Raw genomic sequence first — 16,479 nt, 5'->3', positions numbered from 1 at the left:
GTTTCGTTGCTGAATACTCAGCGACGCTTCCAGCGTGTTTAATGAACCGCCGTATGCGGAACCGCACGTACGGTGGTGTGAGAGGGCGGCTGAGGTAACTCAGCCCCCTACTCGATGATGGGCGCTGCGCCGGGCAAGCTGATATTGTTTAGAGGAACTGTTCGGTACCGATAAAATAATGTTGACTATGTGCAATTTATTCCGGCGATCTGAGCCTTGATCGGGATTGAGGGGTAAAATACCAGGCATACGGCACAGGCATGGTGCTTATATCTTGATGATATGACACGACCACGACGCCGTATGACTTTTATTTACTCACATCATAGAGGCCTGAATATGGTTCAGATGTCCAGGCGCCAGTTCCTTCGGGTAACTGGCGCGACCATTGCTGGTTCCAGCCTCGCCCTGCTCGGTTTCGCACCGGGCCAGGCGATGGCGGAAGTGCGGCAATACAAGCTGTCTCGCACCACCGAGACACGCAATACCTGTCCCTACTGTTCGGTAGGATGTGGCGTCCTGCTGTATGGACTGGGCGACGGCGCGAAAAATGCCGTCTCCAGCATCATCCACGTGGAAGGCGATGCCGATCACCCGGTGAACCGCGGCACCTTGTGCCCGAAGGGCGCCAGTCTGGTCGACTTCATCCACAGCCCGAACCGCCTGAAAGTGCCCGAATACCGCGCACCGGGTGGCACGGAATGGCAACCGATCTCCTGGGATGTGGCGCTCGACAAGATCGCGCGCCTGATGAAGGATGACCGCGATGCCAACCTGATCGAAAAGAATGCCGACGGCAAGACCGTCAACCGCTGGCTCTCCACCGGCATGCTGGCCGCGTCCGCCGGCAGCAACGAGGTGGGGTATCTGACCCACAAGACAGTGCGCAGCATGGGGATGCTGACCTTTGATAATCAGGCGCGTGTATGACACGGACCGACGGTGGCAGGTCTTGCCCCGACGTTTGGCCGTGGCGCGATGACGAATCATTGGGTCGATATCAAGAATGCCGATGTGATTTTGGTCATGGGCGGCAATGCAGCAGAAGCACATCCTTGCGGATTCAAATGGGTCACGGAAGCGAAGGCGCATAACAAGGCCAAGCTGATCGTTGTCGATCCGCGTTTTACCCGTACGGCATCCGTGGCAGATTACTACTGCGCCACGCGTACCGGCACGGACATCGTTTTCCTCGGCGGTATCATCAATTATCTGCTGACGAACGACAAGATCCAGCATGAGTACGTGCGCAACTACACGGACATGCCCTTCATCGTGCGCGAAGACTATGCGTTTGAAGATGGCCTGTTCTCGGGTTTCGACAAGGAAAAAGGCAAGTACACCAACAAGGCCACCTGGGATTACGAGATCGGCGACGACGGTTATGCCAAGGTCGACCCGACCCTGGAACATCCGCGCTGCGTCTACCAGATGATGAAGAAGCACTACGCGCGCTACACGACCGAGATGGTCGAACGCACGTGCGGCGTGTCGCCCGACAAGTTCCACAAAGTGGCGGAAGCATTGGCTTCGACCGCCGTGCCGGGACGCGCCGGCACCATCTTGTACGCACTGGGCTGGACGCACCACTCGACGGGCGCGCAAACCATCCGCACGGGCGCCATGGTGCAGCTGTTGCTGGGCAATATGGGTATCGCCGGCGGCGGTATGAACGCCTTGCGCGGCCACTCGAACATCCAGGGCTTGACCGATCTGGGCCTGATGTCGAACCTGTTGCCAGGTTATATGACCCTGCCCAACGAAGCCGAACAGGACTTCGATGCGTACATCGCGGCGCGCGCCACCAAGCCGCTGCGGCCGAACCAGCTCAGCTACTGGAGTAATTACCGCAAATTCCACGTCAGCTTCATGAAGACGTGGTGGGGTGATTTCGCCACGGCCGAGAACAATTACGCCTTCGACTACCTGCCGAAACTCGACAAGCCGTATGACTTGATGCAAGCCATCGAGAACATGCACCAAGGCAAGATGACGGGCTATATCTGCCAGGGCTTCAATGTGCTGGCGTCCGCGCCGAACAAGCAGAAGGTCACGGAGGCGCTGTCGAAGCTGAAGTTCCTCGTCATCATGGACCCGCTGGCCGTGGAAACGGGCGAATTCTGGAAGCCGCACGGGCAATACCACGAAGTCGATCCCACCAAGATCATGACGGAAGTGTTCCGCTTGCCAACCAGCTGCTTCGCCGAAGAACGCGGTTCGCTGGTGAGTTCCTCGCGCGTGCTGCAGTGGCACTGGCAGGCGGCCGAACCGCCGGGCCAGGCGCGCAGCGACCTGGAGATCATGTCGGGCCTGTTCTTGCGCATGCGTAGCATGTACCAGAAAGAGGGCGGCAAGTTCCCCGATCCGATTCTCAACCTGACGTGGAATTATGCGCAGCCACATAACCCGCAGCCGGAAGAAATCGCCCGCGAATTCAACGGCAAGGCATTGGCCGACTTGTACGATCCGAAAGACGCCACCAAGTTGCTGGTGAAGAAGGGCGAGCAGCTGGCCTCGTTTGCGCAATTGCGCGACGATGGCACGACCACCAGCGGTTGCTGGATCTTCGCCGGCAGCTGGACGCAGGCAGGCAACCAGATGGGACGGCGCGACAATAGCGACCCGACCGGCATCGGCCAGACGTTGGGCTGGGCCTGGGCGTGGCCGGCCAACCGCCGCGTGCTGTACAACCGCGCCTCGTGCGACTTGAAGGGCAAGCCTTTCGACCCGACGCGCAAGTTGATCGAGTGGAATGGCACGAACTGGAGCGGGGCAGACATTCCCGACTTCAAGGTCGATGAACCGCCGGAAAACGGCATGGGCCCCTTCATCATGCTGGGCGAAGGCGTGGCGCGCTTCTTTGCGCGTGGCGCCATGGCCGAAGGGCCGTTCCCCGAGCATTACGAGCCGTTCGAAAATCCGCTGGGCTACAACCCCATGCATCCGAAAAACCCGCAGGCGACCAGCAATCCGGCCGCGCGCGTGTTCGCAGATGACCGGAAAATGTTCGGCACGCATGAGGAATATCCGCATGTGGCGACCAGCTACCGCCTGACTGAGCATTTCCATTACTGGACCAAGCACGCGCGCCTGAACGCCATCATCCAGCCGCAGCAATTCGTCGAAATCGGCGAAGAGCTGGCCAAGAGCATCGGCGTCGTTGCCGGTGGCGAAGTGCGCGTCAGTTCCAAGCGGGGCCACATCATCGCCAAGGCCGTCGTCACCAAGCGCATCAAGGCTTTGATGATCGAGGGCAAGCAGGTGCATACCGTGGGCCTGCCGCTGCACTGGGGCTTCACGGGCGTGGCCAAGCCGGGGTATCTGATCAATACCCTGACGCCGGGCGTGGGGGATGCGAATTCGCAAACGCCGGAATTCAAGTCCTTCCTCGTGAAGGTGGAAAAAGCATGATGGGAGCTCAATAATGGCACTGCAATCCTTAGATATCCGGCGCCTGTCGGCGACCACGGTGACGCCGCCGCAAGCGCGCAGCCCGGTGACGGGCACCGTGGCCAAGCTGATCGATGTGTCGAAATGCATCGGCTGCAAGGCTTGCCAGACGGCGTGCATGGAATGGAACGACTTGCGTGACGAAGTCGGCGAAAACCATGGCACCTATGACAACCCGACCGACCTGACGCCGCAATCGTGGACGGTGATGCGTTTTGCCGAACACGAAAACAACGACGGCAACCTCGAGTGGCTGATCCGCAAGGATGGTTGCATGCACTGTGAGGATCCGGGCTGTCTGAAAGCCTGTCCGGCGCCGGGCGCCATCGTGCAATACACGAACGGCATCGTCGATTTCCACCAGGAAAACTGCATCGGCTGCGGCTATTGCGTGGCCGGCTGTCCTTTCGACGTGCCCCGCATTTCGAAAAAGGACGACCGCGCCTACAAGTGCACGCTCTGTTCGGACCGCGTCGCCGTGGGCCAGGAACCGGCCTGCGTGAAAACCTGCCCGACGGGCGCCATCGTTTTCGGCACCAAGGAAGACATGAAGGTGCATGCGGAAGAGCGCATCGTCGACCTGAAGTCGCGCGGTTTCGAAAACGCGGGCCTGTACGATCCGCTGGGCGTGGGCGGTACGCACGTGATGTACGTGCTGCACCATGCCGACAAGCCGAAGCTGTATTCGAACTTGCCGGAACGTCCGCGCATCAGCCCGATGGTGGGCTTCTGGAAGGGCTGGTCCAAGCCGCTGGCGGTGGCCGGCATGGCCGCCACGGCGCTGGCCGGCTTCTTCCATTACACGCGTGTCGGTCCGAACGAAGTGAGCAAGGACGAAGAGCGCGCAGCGCTGGAAGAGGCCAAGCGCATACGGGAGGAAGACCATGAGCCACAATGATCTGCATGATGGTAAACGGTACGACAAGGATGGCAACCCGCTGATCCAGCGCTACGACCCGAACGAGCGCACGAATCACTGGATCACCGCCATCACCTTCGTCATGCTGGCGCTGTCCGGGCTGGCCATGTTCCATCCCTCGATGGCGTGGCTGGCGAATCTGTTCGGCGGCGGGCAATGGACGCGCATCCTGCATCCGTTTGCCGGCCTGGTGATGTTTGTCTCGTTCGCGATCCTGGTGGTGCGCTTCTGGCACCATAACAAGTTCGAGGACGGCGACAAGCAGTGGCTGAAACAGATGGACGACGTGCTCAACAACCGCGAAGAGAAGCTTCCGAAGATCGGCAAATACAATGCCGGCCAGAAGATCCTGTTCTTCGTGCTGCTCGCTTGCATGGTGGGATTGTTGCTGTCGGGCATCGTGATCTGGCGCGCGTATTTCGCGTTCTATTTCCCGATCGACGTGGTGCGCTTTGCCGCCTTGCTGCATGCCGGTTGCGCTTTTGCCATCATCTGCGCCATCATCGTGCACATCTATGCGGCGATCTGGGTCAAGGGCTCGGTCGGCGCCATGGTGCGCGGCACCGTCACCTACGGCTGGGCGCGCAAGCACCACCCGAAGTGGTTTGAAGCTGTCATTCGCAACAGCAAAGACTGACGGTTTTTTGCTTAATTAGCCCAAGTGCAAGAGCTGGGGTCAGACCCGTCGGGTCTGACCCCGGTTTTCCTTTGCGGCTTGCGCTGCACCATATCGATTAGAATACTTTACAGCCCCCTTTTTTGATGGGAAAACTCCATTGGTACAACGCATTCTTCAGCCAGGCGAAATCGAAGGCCTGGACCATAACGCGATTCCGCGCCTGCTGCTGCCGCAGCCCGTCAGCCTGTTTGCGGCGCGCGCCTTGCGCTTGCGCGAGCTGGCGCAAGGCAAGATCAAGGGCATCCCCGTCGACGCGGGCATGCAGGGTTATCTGGTGCTGATGGCCGCGCTGGCCGACGCGCAGGCCGCCGTGGTGGGGAAACTGGCACCCGGCGCCGTGCCTGCCGCCGACCCTGACGCGCTGCGCCGCGCCATCCAGCACCGCATGCCGGTGCTGCCCGTCAGCGGCGCCCGTCCGCCCGTCTGGCGCGACATTTTCGCCAGCCTGCTCGATGAACTGGCCGCCACGGCGGCCAGCCAGCCGGCATTATCGGGCGGCCTGACCCAGGTGCTGGCCCAGTTGCGCGCGCTCGATGCATCTGCGCTGGATGCCTGCGCCGACGCCGTACTCGATGAAAACGGCGACAACCTGAACCCCATGCATGCACCGTTTGTCGCGGCCGCGCTGCAAATCCTGTGGTCGGTGTCGGCCAGCGAGCTGCGCGCCGCGCGCGTGCCGGACCTGGAAACGGGCACCTTGTGCCCCGTCTGCGGTTCGCACCCCGTCGCCAGCGTGATCCGCATCGGCGGCCAGTCGCAGGGTTATCGCTACCTGCACTGCGGCATCTGCGAAAGCGAATGGCATATGGTGCGCGTGAAGTGCTCGACCTGCGAACAGAATGGCAAGATCGCCTACCAGGGTCTGGACGCGGCTGACGCGGCCCCGTTCGACCCCGTGGCGGCCAAGGACGACAAATTGCCCAACAAGGCGAACGACCCGAAGAAGGTGGCGCGCGCGGAAACCTGCGACGATTGCCATACTTATCGCAAAATCTTCAACCAGGAACACGATTACAACGTCGAACCGCTGGCCGACGACCTGGCCAGCCTGATGCTCGACCTGCTGGTGGGCGAAGCGGGCTACCAGCGCGCCAGCGGCAATCCGCTGCTGTGGCTGGGGAAGAATGAAGGCAGCGAGGGCCAGCAAGCATGACGACGGGGCAAACCGTGCGCCTGCCGTCGGTCGACCGCATCCTGGGCGACGCGGCTTGCCTGGCCCTGATTGCGCATTACGGCCGCGTGCAGACCCTGGCCTGCGCGCGCGCCGTGCTGGCCGAACTGCGCGCCGCCATGCTGGCCGGTGCAGGGTTTGCTGCATTCGGCGAAGAGGGCGCATCGATTGCCGCCATCGTCGCGCAAATGGGCGAACGCTTGCAAGCGCAAACGCGCTCGCAGCTGCGCGCCGTGTTCAACCTGACGGGCACCGTGCTGCACACCAATCTGGGTCGCGCATTGCTGCCCGACGCCGCCGTGCAAGCCGTGGTGGAAGCGTTGCAATGGCCGATGAGCCTGGAATTCGACCTGGAGACGGGCAAGCGGGGCGACCGCGATGACCTGGTCGAGGAATTGCTGCGCGAATTGACGGGGGCCGAAGCGGCCACCATCGTCAACAACAATGCAGCCGCCGTGCTGCTGATGCTCAATACCCTGGCGCAGAATAAAGAAGTCATCGTCTCGCGCGGCGAGCTGGTGGAAATCGGCGGCGCCTTCCGCATCCCCGACGTCATGACGCGCGCCGGCGCCGTGCTGCGCGAAGTGGGCAGCACCAACCGCACCCACCTGGCCGATTACGCGGACGGCGTGAATGAAGATACCGCCCTCTTGATGAAGGTCCATTGCAGCAATTACGCGATTACCGGTTTCACGAAAAGCGTGGAGCTCGATGAACTGGTGCCGCTGGCATCTCAACACGGCGTGCCGACGGTCGTGGACCTCGGCAGCGGCACATTGCTTGATTTGGCGCAATACGGGCTGCCGCATGAAACGACGGTGCGCGAGACCATCGCAGCGGGTGCCGACCTGGTGACCTTCAGCGGCGATAAATTGCTGGGCGGGCCGCAGTGCGGCGTCATCGTCGGGCGCGCCGACCTGATCGCGAAGATCAAGCGCAACCCGCTGAAACGCGCACTGCGCGTGGGCAAGCTGACCCTGGCCGCATTGGCCCCCGTGCTGCAGCTGTACCGTGCGCCGGATTTGCTGGCCGAACGTCTGACCACCTTGCGTCTGTTGACGCGTACCGCCAGCGCCATGCGCGCCCAGGCGCAAACCCTGCTGCCGCTGCTGCAAGGCGTGCTGGGCTTGCAGTACGTGGTGACAGCTGAAGCCATGAAAAGCCAGATCGGCAGCGGCGCCTTGCCCGTCGATCAGTTGCCCAGTTTTGGCCTGGCCATCCGCAGCGCGCCCGGCTCGCGCCTGAGCAATCCATTGGGCGTGCTGGAGCATCGCCTGCGCGCCTTGCCGTGCCCTGTGATCGGGCGCATCGGCCAGGATACCCTGTGGCTGGACCTGCGCTGCCTGGAAGCGGCGCACGAGGCGGCCTTCATCGCGCAACTGGCCGGGTTGTCCGCATGATCGTCGGCACCGCAGGCCATATCGACCATGGCAAGACGACGCTCACGCGCGCGTTGACGGGCGTGCACACGGACCGCCTGAAGGAAGAGCAGGCGCGCGGCATCTCGATTGAACTCGGTTACGCCTACCTGCCGCTGGCGGACGGCACGGTGCTGGGCGTGATCGACGTGCCGGGCCACGAAAAATTCATCCGCACCATGGCTTCCGGCGTGACGGGCATCGACTTCGCCCTGCTGGTGGTGGCGGCCGACGACGGCATCATGCCGCAGACGCACGAGCACCTGGCTATTTTGCAGCTGCTGGGCGTGACGCGTGGCGCCGTGGCGCTGACCAAGATCGACCGCGCCGACGGCGCCCGCGTGGCGCAGGTGGCGCTTGACATCGCGGCGCTGCTGGCCGGCACGCCGCTGGCGGACAGCCCGATCTTTTCCACTGCCGCCAGCGGCGACAACGATGCTGGCGTGGCGGCCTTGCTGGCGCACCTGACGCAAGTGTCGCGCAGCCTGCCGCAGCGTGACGAGCGGCGCTTGTTCCGTCTGGGCGTCGACCGCGTGTTCACCTTGTCCGGGCAGGGCACCGTCGTCACCGGCACGGCGCTGGCGGGAAGGGTGCAGGTGGGCGACATGCTGCAGCTGGCGCCCGGTGGCGCGCAGGCGCGGGTGCGCAGCATCCATGCGCAGAACCGCGCGGCCGAGACGGGTATGGCGGGCCAGCGCCTGGCGCTGAACCTGGCCGGCATCGACCGCGAGCGCATCGAGCGGGGCAGCTGGATCGTCGCGCCGTCGCTGGCGCAGTGCTCCGAGCGCCTCGACGTGGAACTGACCCTCTTGCCTGACGCGGGCGTGCAACTGAAAGCCTGGTCGCCGCTGCATGTGCACCTGGGCGCGGCGCACCAGCTGGCGCGCGTCGTCATGCTCGATGGCGAGACCCTGTCGCCGGGACAGACGGGCAGGGTACAACTGGTGTTCGAGTCTCCCATGCACGGCGTGCCGGGCGACCGCTTCGTCGTGCGCAATGCGCAAGCGACGCAGACGGTGGGCGGCGGCATGGTGCTCGATCCGTTCGGCCCCGCGCGCAAGCGCCGCAGCCCGGCACGCCTGGCGTGGCTCGATGCGCTGGCCGCGTTTGTCGCGCAGGGCGATTATGCGGCCCTGCTGGCGCAAAGCCCGTTGGGCTTGCGCGAGTCGCTGCTGGTGCGCCTGTCCCTGCTGCCGGCGAACGCCATCGCGCTGCCGGCCGATACGCGGCGCATCGCCCTGCGCGGTGGCGACGCGCTGCTGCTGGCGCCGGCGGCGCAGGCCGCGTTGGAAGAGCGCGTGCTGGCCGCCCTGGCGGTGTTCCACGCGCGCGCGCCCGACGAGGCGGGGCCGGAACTGTGGCGTTTGAAACGCATCGTCGATGCGGAGATGGAAGACGCCTTGTGGAGCCACCTGGTCGAAGGCTTGCTGGCGCAGGGCAGTGTGCTGGCGCGTGGCGCCAGCCTGCACTTGCCGACGCACAGCGTGGAATTGACGCCGCAGGAGCAATCGATGGCCGAGCCCTTGCTGGCCGCGTTGGAGCAGGGGCGTGCCGATCCGCCCTGGACGCGCGACCTGGCGCGCGACTGTGGCCTGGCCGAGGACGAGACGCGCCGGCTGTTGCGCAAACTTGCCAAGGCCGGGCAGATCAGCCAGGTCGTGCACGACCTGTTTTATCACCAGGCGGCGCTGGCCGAGCTGGCCCAACTGGTGCGGGAACTGACGCAAAAGGCAGAAGCGGCAGCAGGCTTACCGGCCGGCAATGGCGCCGTGGGTGCGGCCACCTTCCGCGACGCCAGCGGCCTGGGCCGCAAGCGGGCGATCCAGGTCCTGGAATTCTTTGACCGCGTCGGTTATACTCGTCGTGTTGGCAATGGGCATCTATTACGCCCGCAGGCGCTGTGGTCCTACACTGCGGCCTTGCCCAACAGCTAAGTACTAAGTAGGGCGTAATAAATTATTGTGATTTCTGACTTCCATAACCGGCGCTCTGCGGCGTTGCCCGCTGCTAGCAGTGCTCGCACTGCGTCGCAGTGGGCGCCTTGCAGAGCATCCGGTTCTGTTTGTCATAACTTCACAATAATTTCCCACGACCTACTTAGCTCAGGCACCGCGGAAAGCACACTCATCCGGTGATGTGGCCGGGCTTCAAACCCGGTGGAGGGCGTCAGACGTTCTCCCGTAGGTTCGACTCCTACTGTTTTCCGCCAGTTATTTTTCTCGCCATCTTCCCCTTGCATGATGATCCCAGCGTTGGCCCGGAGCCACGTTGTGGAAAAATAATGGTCTAATTAACAATATTTTGACTATGCTCGGCGGGGGCCGATGGTACCATCCTGCTGGTGGCAGGGATGCGTATGCCCTGTAGTGGAAGAAGGCAAGCATGAAACAAGCAAGCATGGCACGGCTGTTGGCAGTGGCGCTGCTGATGCCGGCGCTGGCCGCGGCGGTGGACGTGCGCATCGTCGGCGAGCATTTGCCGCCGTCGAGCATGATGGAAGGCAATGTCGTCGTCGGGCGCGAAACGACGAAGGTGCGCGACATCATGGCGCGCGCCGGTCTTTCCTACAGCATCGAATTGCTGCCGTGGAAGCGCGCGTATACGCAGGCGCTGCGCGAGCGTGACACCTGCATCTTTTCCACCAGCCGCACGCAAGAGCGCGAAGCGCAATTTCGCTGGATCGGCCCCCTCAACGAAGCGGAGTGGGTACTGTATGGCCTGGCCGAGCGGCACCTGGCCCTGCGTACGCTGGCCGATGCGCGCGGCCTGGTGATCGGCACGGTGCTGGGCGACGCGCGCGACGATTTCCTGCGCCAGCGCGGCATGAACGTGGCACCCGTGACGCAGGAGTGGCTCAATCCACAAAAGCTGCTGCTGGGACGCATCGACCTGTGGGCCGTCGGCATGGCGGTGGGCAGCAAGCCGTTTGCCGGCAAGGAGTGGGAGGGCAAGGTGGTGCCGCTGCTTACTTTTAACCGCGTGGAGACCTATCTGGCCTGTAACCTCAAGGTGCCCGAGGCGCAGGTGGCGGCCATGCAGCGCGCGGCAGCGGCCATGCGCCGTGACGGCAGCATGGCGCGCGAACAGCTGCGCTGATTCAGTGCATTGAGTCAGCTTTCCAGCCACTGGCGCACGCAGTTGCGTCCTTCGCGCTTGGCCTGGTACAAGGCCTGGTCCGCATGGCTGTAGGCTGTTTCAAATGACGTGCCGGCGCGGTTCCAGCTCAGGCCCACGCTGACGGTGATGGCGCGCGTGATGGGCGCCGCGTGGCGCTGGCGGCCGACGCTGTCGCAGATGCGCTGCGCCACTTGCGCCGCGTCGTCGCGCGAGGAGGTGGGCCAGACCACGGAAAACTCTTCGCCACCAACCCGGCCAATGGCCGTCTCCTGTCCCAATAGTCCCTTCAGGCAGTCCACCACGGCCTGGATCACGCCGTCGCCGGCCGGGTGGCCGAAGTCGTCGTTGACTTGTTTGAATAGGTCGATATCGAGCACGATCAGCGCCATGTCGCCCTGTGCCAGACAGCGCGAGGCGTGGTCGATCACGGCGCCGCGGTTCAGCGCGCCCGTCAGCGGGTCGTGCGTGGCGCGGTATTCCAGCTGGCCGGCCAGGGTTTGCAATTGCCGGTTCAGCAAATGCATGTCGCGCTCGGCGCGGTCGCTGCGGCCGATCAGGCGCCGCGTCTCGCGCATCAGCCGCTCGTAGTGGACAATCAGTTCACCGAGCACGCGGCGCTGCGCTTCGCCGCTGGCGTGAGTGTCGGCGTGCATGCGGCGCGCGGCAGCCAGCGCCGCCGCTTCCACGGTGAACAGGTCGGGCTCCAGGCTGGACTCGGAGATGGCGGCGCGCATGCCCTAGCTGCCCTGCACGGGGTGGTCGCGGAAGTCCAGCGCCGTAAAGTCTTGCTGCAGCTCCTGGCCGAACTCCAGGATGGTGTCGTCGTCCTCGTCGTGGTACCAGTTCAGGCGCACCTGGTTGCCGTCCACGGCTGCCTGATTCAGGGTGTCGAACAGGGTAAACAGCATCTTCGTGCTGGAGCTGTTGAAGTAGGCCAGCGAGACGTTGACGGTGATGGTGCTTTCGCGGCAGCCTTCCAGGTAGGCGCGCACGGCGGCGATCAGCGGGCCATAGAAGGCGGCCGCGTTTTCCGGGTACGACTCGCCCTTGATCGACAGGGTGTGCTGCTCGAAACGGAAGTCGATTTCGGGCGAACTCGGGGTCGCGGCGATGAACAGTGGTGACGGTAATTGCATATGCTTTCCTGAGTCGGCTCTTTCAAATGATGGCTTTGATGCAGAAGATGGTGTGGCCCGGCTCCTGAGGATCCTGGACGAATTCGAATTCCAGCGGCTCGCTGGCGTCGCGCGCCATGGTGAGAAAACCCAGGCCCGCGCCCTTGCTGTCGGCCGGCGCTTCCTCGCGCAGGGCCTTTTTATACGCCAGGCGGATTTCTTCCATCGTCATGCTGTGCAGCGGTTCCAGCCGGGCGCGGATCTGCGCCACGTTGTCCGTCGAGACAGGGTTGGCGCACAGCAGGAAAAAGCTGTCGCCGCGCGTGCCGATGCAGAACGAGCCGCGCCGCATCTGCTGGTCCAGCTGCGCATCGGGTGTCAGGCTGTCGGCGGAATAATGCATGATGTTTTGCGACATCTCGATGAACGAGGAAAAGATGCGCCGCCGCGTGGGCCCGGCCGCGCCGGCCGTATCGAGGCGCGCCTTGATGGTTTCGGAAATGGCATTCACGACGTGCTGCGAGAAATAGCCCACGTAAAAAAAGATGATGTTGCGCTTGCGCGCTACATCCCAAAACTCGTTGAATTCTTGGTACAGCACGTCCTTGCTCCTGGCTAGCCGGTGACCCGGTTTCTTGTTGATAAGGTGGCGCGATGGCGCCAAAACTACAGGCGGAAACAGAAGAAGGTCAGGTCATCGCGACGCGGCTGCATGCCCTGCCAGGCGGCGCTGTCCTGCAACAGGGCCGCCGCCACGGCGCTGGCGGGAGAGTCGCGCTGTGCCAGCAGCTGCTCGCGCATGCGCCGCTTGCCGTAGGCGATATCGCGCGCGCCGCCGATCTGGTCGAGCAAGCCGTCGGTGGTGAGGAACAGCAGGCTGCCGGCGGGTATGGCGAGCGTTTCGTTGTACCAGCAGTAGTCGGCTGGCGTGTCGACATAGCCCACGCCCATGCGCGCGCCGTCGATGGCGCGCACGCTGTCTTCGCCCGGCGCGACCACGTGCAGCGCCAGTTTCGCCCCCGCGAAACGCAGGCTGGCGCTGGCCGTGTCGTAGCACAGGAAGGCGCAATCCATGCCGTCGTTCGAGCCGGCGTGGCCGGTGGCCTCGCCGCTGCTGGTGCCGTCCTGGCCCAGCAAGGTCTTGATGGCACGGCTGACGGCGCCGATCAGGGCGGCCGGATCGTGCGGCCCCAGTTCGCGCAAGGCCTGGCTCAAGGCCGATGAGGCGATCAGGGTCATGAAGGCGCCCGGCACGCCGTGGCCGGTGCAGTCGGCGATGGCGGCAAACCAGCCGCCCGCGTGGCGCTCGAAAAAGTAGAAATCGCCGCCGACGACGTCGCGCGGCTGCCATTCCAGGTGCGCATCGGGCAGGGCGGCGCGCAATTCCGCACTTGATGTGCGCAGCAGGGCGCGCTGGATCACGCTGGCGTAATCGATGCTGTGCATGATTTGCCGGTTCTTTTCGGCCTGCATGGTGGCTACCACGTTCATCAGCTGCAAGCCGAAGCCCACGCCGGCCAGCGCGCCATCGTGGGTGATGATGAAGCCGTCGGCCAGCGCCTTCTCTCCCGCTTCCACGGCGCGGAAGGTGAGGTCTTCGATGCTCATGGCGCCATCGACGATCAGCGGCTCCTTGTCCATGAAGGCGATACAGCTCTTCTTGCCGTACACCTCGTGATAAAAAGGCTTGGACATTTGCGACATGAAGATGTTGCGGCTGATCAAGCCAATGGGGCGCTGCTGCTCCGTGACGGGTAGGCTCATCATGTCGCGCCGTTCCGTGAACAGTTCCAGCACGGCGAAATTGCTGGCGTCGGCCTGCACGGATTCCGTGGGGATGCACAGATCAGCCGCCACGGACGTGCGATAACGGGGAAGATGCAATCGAGAAGCGTTGAACTCCACAGCGGCTACCTTTACATGACGATCGGACCCTTGTTGTCGCGAAGGCATGGCGACTGACAAACAGGCAATATCATCATGGTAGCCTTTGAATGTGACGGCTTGATTACCAGCTTGTCAAAACCGTATGCAAGATGGCTGCATAGCAAGCAACTTACAGGCGCTGGGCCAGCGCCTGTGCCTGCGCCAACCAGCGCGCGCGCTGTGCTTCGGTGGAATTGAGGATGGGACCGAAGCTGGCCACCCTGACGGGCTTGACGCCGCAAAATTCCAGGGTCGTCTTGCGCAGCTGGTGGATGCCGGGCATATGGTAGGCCCAGCGGAAATACCAGGGTGGGGTATCCATCGTCACCATCAGTTGGGCCGTGCGGCCTTTCAGCAGCTGCGCGGGGAAAGCCTTGCCGGGGCGATACTTGAAAGCGTAGCCGGGCAGGAAGACGCGGTCGACAAACCCTTTCAGCAGGGCTGGCGCGCCGCCCCACCAGATGGGATAGGCGAACACCAGGTGCTCGGCCCAGCTGATGGCTTCCTGCGCCGCCAGCAAGTCCGCTTCCAGCGGCTGCACCTGGCGATAGCCTTCGTGCAGGACGGGATCGAAGTCCAGTTGGCCCAGGCGCAGCTCGCGCACGCTGTGGCCTTCGCTGCGGGCCGTGGCGGCGTAGGCCTCGGCCAGGGCGGCGCAGAAACTGTCGCTGGACGGGTGGCCGAGAAGGATTAACATGCGCTTGGGTGTAGTCTTGGTCATGATGCAGGCTGTCCGTTAAAGAAGAGCTTGCATGCTAAAGCCTGCCCCTGGGGGCAGAGTCAAGCGGCAGGTTCAGGCGGCCTGTTGCAGACGCTGGCGCGCCAGGCAGTCGCGGATTTCCGTGTCGATGTCGGCCAATTGCGCATCGAGCTGGCGCAGGCGGGCGATATCCTGCTGCATCTGTGCGCGCTTGGTGGCGATGTGCTGCGACAGGGCGGCCCAGTCGGTATCGTCGCCAGCCAGAATGGGCAGCAATTCGGCCAGGCGGAAGCCCAGGACCTGTGCCTGGCGTATGAGTTTGACTTGCGCCAGGTCTTGCTGCGTGTAGACGCGGTAGGCGCCGGAGCGGCGCACGTCGCCCAGCAAGCCCAGCGCTTCATAGTGGCGCAAGGCCTTGGGCGAGGTGCCCGCCAGGCGGGCGATTTCTCCGATGTACATGCTTATCCTTTGTTGAGCTGCGGCGCACGCAGTGTAGCGCAGTGGCTTGCCAAGTGCTACCTTGCGCGCAGCCTCACGAGGCTCTGCGCGGCGGGACTTTTTTGGCCGTGCACTCGGCGCAGGTGCCGTACAGCGACAGCGCGTGCTCATGCAGCACGAAGCCCCGCTCGGCGGCGATCTCGTTCTGGCGCAGTTCGATGCCTTCATCGACGAATTCATCGACCTTGCCGCAGCCCGTGCAGACCAGGTGGTCGTGGTGCTGGCCTTCATTCAATTCGAAGACGGCGTGGCCCGATTCGAAATGCCGGCGAAACAGAATGCCCGCTTCGGCAAACTGCATCAGCACGCGGTAGATGGTGGCCAGGCCCACGTCGATCTTTTCGGCCAGCAAGAGTTTGTAGACATCGTCCGCACTCAGGTGCTTGATCGTGCCTTCTTGAAACAGCTGCAGAATCCGCAAGCGGGGGATGGTCACTTTCAAGCCCGATTCCCGCAGTTCCCTCAATATATCCATGTCTCCCATTCCTTTTTGTAATCGCGTAGCGAGGTAATATATTATATCGCAAATGATAATCATTACCATTCTCATGTGCGAAGTGGAAATATTATGCTGGCTAGCTGGCCTGCACACCAGTGACATCGGCGCAAGTGGCGATTGCGCGGCGGGCAACTGGGGTCCGCATGGCGCGGCGGGCTGGCCGCCGGAGAAACGGGGGCAATGCAAGCGGTCGCGCTGCAACGCCGCATTTTCTTGACCTGGGCAAAGGAAAAAATCCCTCTAGTGATGCTATCCAGCACTATTTGATGTGGATCAAAGTTTTTGTTGCACTGCACTCTTAGACTTCGCAGCGTTACTTAACGACAGAGGAAAACATAATGAAAACGTCCGCAACTGCAGCAGCAATCGTCCTGGCCGCCATCGGCGCATTCGCCAGCAACGCCATGGCACAGGAAGGCCCATGGCTGGTCCGTGCGCGCGCCGTGCACATCGATCCGGCCAACAAATCTGCTCCTGTTGGTGGCGTCGGCGCATCCGACCTGATTCACGTCAGCAGCAAGACGATTCCTGAAATCGATATTTCGTACTTCTTCACCCCGAATATCGCTGCCGAGCTGATCCTGACGTATCCGCAAAAGCATGACGTCACCTTGTCCGGCACGAAGATCGGCAGCTTCAAGCATTTGCCGCCGACCCTGTCGCTGCAATACCACTTCATGCCTGAAAAACAGCTCAGCCCTTACGTGGGTGCCGGCGTGAACTATACGAATATCTCGGACGTGAAATTGCTGAACGGCGCCGGCCGCCTTGAGCATGACAGCTGGGGCTTTTCGCTGCAAGCTGGCGTCGACTACAAGCTGGACAAAAACTGGTCCTTGAACTTCGATATCAAGAAAGTACAGATCCGCAGCGACGTACTGGCCGGTGGCGCCAAGATCAGCGAAGTCAAGGTCGATCCTATCCTGATCGGCGTAGGCGTCGGCTACCGCTTCTAAGCAGTGATGGCGCCAGAGTGGCGCGCAGAAT

Annotated in this window: 15 protein-coding genes and 1 tRNA gene; 9 read left to right on the top strand and 7 right to left on the bottom strand. The window is 62.9% G+C overall.

Going from position 1 to position 16,479, the window contains the following annotated elements:
• The first annotated feature begins 339 nt into the window (after nt 1-339).
• From fdnG to ACQ4WS_RS12995, 8 genes are all read left to right on the top strand, one after another.
• Nucleotides 340-3,411: a formate dehydrogenase-N subunit alpha gene (gene fdnG / locus ACQ4WS_RS13030; protein WP_436476839.1), complete on the top strand. Its 3,072-nt coding sequence runs from the start codon at nt 340-342 to the stop codon at nt 3,409-3,411.
• Nucleotides 3,412-3,424: 13 nt separating this feature from the next.
• Nucleotides 3,425-4,348, top strand: coding sequence for a formate dehydrogenase subunit beta (fdxH, locus tag ACQ4WS_RS13025; RefSeq protein ID WP_436476837.1), 924 nt, complete (start codon nt 3,425-3,427; stop codon nt 4,346-4,348).
• Nucleotides 4,335-5,006, top strand: coding sequence for a formate dehydrogenase subunit gamma (locus ACQ4WS_RS13020; protein ID WP_436476835.1), 672 nt, complete (start codon nt 4,335-4,337; stop codon nt 5,004-5,006). Before fdxH ends, ACQ4WS_RS13020 begins: the two co-directional genes overlap by 14 nt.
• Nucleotides 5,007-5,145: 139 nt before the next feature.
• Nucleotides 5,146-6,201, top strand: a complete 1,056-nt coding sequence (gene fdhE, locus ACQ4WS_RS13015) for a formate dehydrogenase accessory protein FdhE (RefSeq protein ID WP_436476833.1) — start codon at nt 5,146-5,148, stop codon at nt 6,199-6,201.
• Nucleotides 6,198-7,619, top strand: a complete 1,422-nt coding sequence (gene selA, locus ACQ4WS_RS13010; protein ID WP_436476831.1) for an L-seryl-tRNA(Sec) selenium transferase — start codon at nt 6,198-6,200, stop codon at nt 7,617-7,619. Before fdhE ends, selA begins: the two co-directional genes overlap by 4 nt.
• Nucleotides 7,616-9,571, top strand: a complete 1,956-nt coding sequence (gene selB, locus ACQ4WS_RS13005) for a selenocysteine-specific translation elongation factor (protein ID WP_436476829.1) — start codon at nt 7,616-7,618, stop codon at nt 9,569-9,571. The genes selA and selB overlap by 4 nt, the downstream gene beginning before the upstream one ends.
• A gap of 179 nt (nt 9,572-9,750) precedes the next feature.
• A tRNA-Sec gene (locus ACQ4WS_RS13000) sits at nt 9,751-9,846 on the top strand.
• Nucleotides 9,847-10,019: 173 nt separating this feature from the next.
• Nucleotides 10,020-10,733 (top strand): substrate-binding periplasmic protein, encoded by a 714-nt coding sequence (locus ACQ4WS_RS12995; protein WP_436476827.1) that lies wholly within the window; start codon nt 10,020-10,022, stop codon nt 10,731-10,733.
• A gap of 14 nt (nt 10,734-10,747) precedes the next feature.
• On the opposite strand, the gene ACQ4WS_RS12990 is transcribed toward ACQ4WS_RS12995, so the two are convergent.
• The 7 genes from ACQ4WS_RS12990 to fur all read right to left on the bottom strand — a co-directional run bounded on the left by ACQ4WS_RS12990 (nt 10,748) and on the right by fur (nt 15,468).
• Complete coding sequence (locus ACQ4WS_RS12990) at nt 10,748-11,488, bottom strand: GGDEF domain-containing protein (protein WP_436476825.1); 741 nt, start codon at nt 11,486-11,488, stop codon at nt 10,748-10,750.
• A gap of 3 nt (nt 11,489-11,491) precedes the next feature.
• The gene (locus ACQ4WS_RS12985; protein WP_436476823.1) at nt 11,492-11,890 is read right to left on the bottom strand and encodes a DUF1987 domain-containing protein; all 399 of its coding nucleotides are present in this window, start codon (nt 11,888-11,890) and stop codon (nt 11,492-11,494) included.
• 22 nt (nt 11,891-11,912) lie between these two features.
• Nucleotides 11,913-12,470, bottom strand: a complete 558-nt coding sequence (locus tag ACQ4WS_RS12980; protein WP_436476821.1) for a SiaB family protein kinase — start codon at nt 12,468-12,470, stop codon at nt 11,913-11,915.
• Between the two features lie 65 nt (nt 12,471-12,535).
• Nucleotides 12,536-13,693 carry a SpoIIE family protein phosphatase gene (locus tag ACQ4WS_RS12975; protein WP_436476847.1) on the bottom strand — a complete coding sequence of 386 codons (1,158 nt, stop codon included), beginning with the start codon at nt 13,691-13,693 and terminating at the stop codon, nt 12,536-12,538.
• A 232-nt stretch (nt 13,694-13,925) separates the two neighbouring features.
• Complete coding sequence (locus ACQ4WS_RS12970) at nt 13,926-14,516, bottom strand: NAD(P)H-dependent oxidoreductase (RefSeq protein WP_436476819.1); 591 nt, start codon at nt 14,514-14,516, stop codon at nt 13,926-13,928.
• Nucleotides 14,517-14,588: 72 nt separating this feature from the next.
• Complete coding sequence (locus tag ACQ4WS_RS12965) at nt 14,589-14,954, bottom strand: MerR family transcriptional regulator (protein WP_436476817.1); 366 nt, start codon at nt 14,952-14,954, stop codon at nt 14,589-14,591.
• 73 nt (nt 14,955-15,027) lie between these two features.
• Nucleotides 15,028-15,468, bottom strand: coding sequence for a ferric iron uptake transcriptional regulator (gene fur, locus ACQ4WS_RS12960; RefSeq protein WP_131686278.1), 441 nt, complete (start codon nt 15,466-15,468; stop codon nt 15,028-15,030).
• 362 nt (nt 15,469-15,830) lie between these two features.
• Here fur and ACQ4WS_RS12955 point away from each other — a divergent pair, with 362 nt between their 5' ends.
• Nucleotides 15,831-16,448: an OmpW/AlkL family protein gene (locus tag ACQ4WS_RS12955; protein ID WP_436476814.1), complete on the top strand. Its 618-nt coding sequence runs from the start codon at nt 15,831-15,833 to the stop codon at nt 16,446-16,448.
• Nucleotides 16,449-16,479 lie beyond the last annotated feature (31 nt).

Origin of the sequence: Janthinobacterium leeuwenhoeki, from assembly GCF_051380795.1 — a bacterium.
Taxonomy (GTDB): domain Bacteria; phylum Pseudomonadota; class Gammaproteobacteria; order Burkholderiales; family Burkholderiaceae_D; genus Janthinobacterium.
The sequence above is the reverse complement of the archived record's forward strand: the minus strand, read 5'-3'. Positions and strand labels throughout refer to the sequence as shown.

Coding starts and splice junctions, on each gene's coding strand:
- fdxH (WP_436476837.1), top strand. CDS start 3,425: ATGGCACTGCAATCCTTAGATATCCGGCGCCTGTCGGCGACCACGGTG.
- ACQ4WS_RS13020 (WP_436476835.1), top strand. CDS start 4,335: ATGAGCCACAATGATCTGCATGATGGTAAACGGTACGACAAGGATGGC.
- selA (WP_436476831.1), top strand. CDS start 6,198: ATGACGACGGGGCAAACCGTGCGCCTGCCGTCGGTCGACCGCATCCTG.
- selB (WP_436476829.1), top strand. CDS start 7,616: ATGATCGTCGGCACCGCAGGCCATATCGACCATGGCAAGACGACGCTC.
- ACQ4WS_RS12995 (WP_436476827.1), top strand. CDS start 10,020: ATGAAACAAGCAAGCATGGCACGGCTGTTGGCAGTGGCGCTGCTGATG.
- ACQ4WS_RS12990 (WP_436476825.1), bottom strand. CDS start 11,488: ATGCGCGCCGCCATCTCCGAGTCCAGCCTGGAGCCCGACCTGTTCACC.
- ACQ4WS_RS12985 (WP_436476823.1), bottom strand. CDS start 11,890: ATGCAATTACCGTCACCACTGTTCATCGCCGCGACCCCGAGTTCGCCC.
- ACQ4WS_RS12970 (WP_436476819.1), bottom strand. CDS start 14,516: ATGACCAAGACTACACCCAAGCGCATGTTAATCCTTCTCGGCCACCCG.
- ACQ4WS_RS12965 (WP_436476817.1), bottom strand. CDS start 14,954: ATGTACATCGGAGAAATCGCCCGCCTGGCGGGCACCTCGCCCAAGGCC.
- fur (WP_131686278.1), bottom strand. CDS start 15,468: ATGGATATATTGAGGGAACTGCGGGAATCGGGCTTGAAAGTGACCATC.
- ACQ4WS_RS12955 (WP_436476814.1), top strand. CDS start 15,831: ATGAAAACGTCCGCAACTGCAGCAGCAATCGTCCTGGCCGCCATCGGC.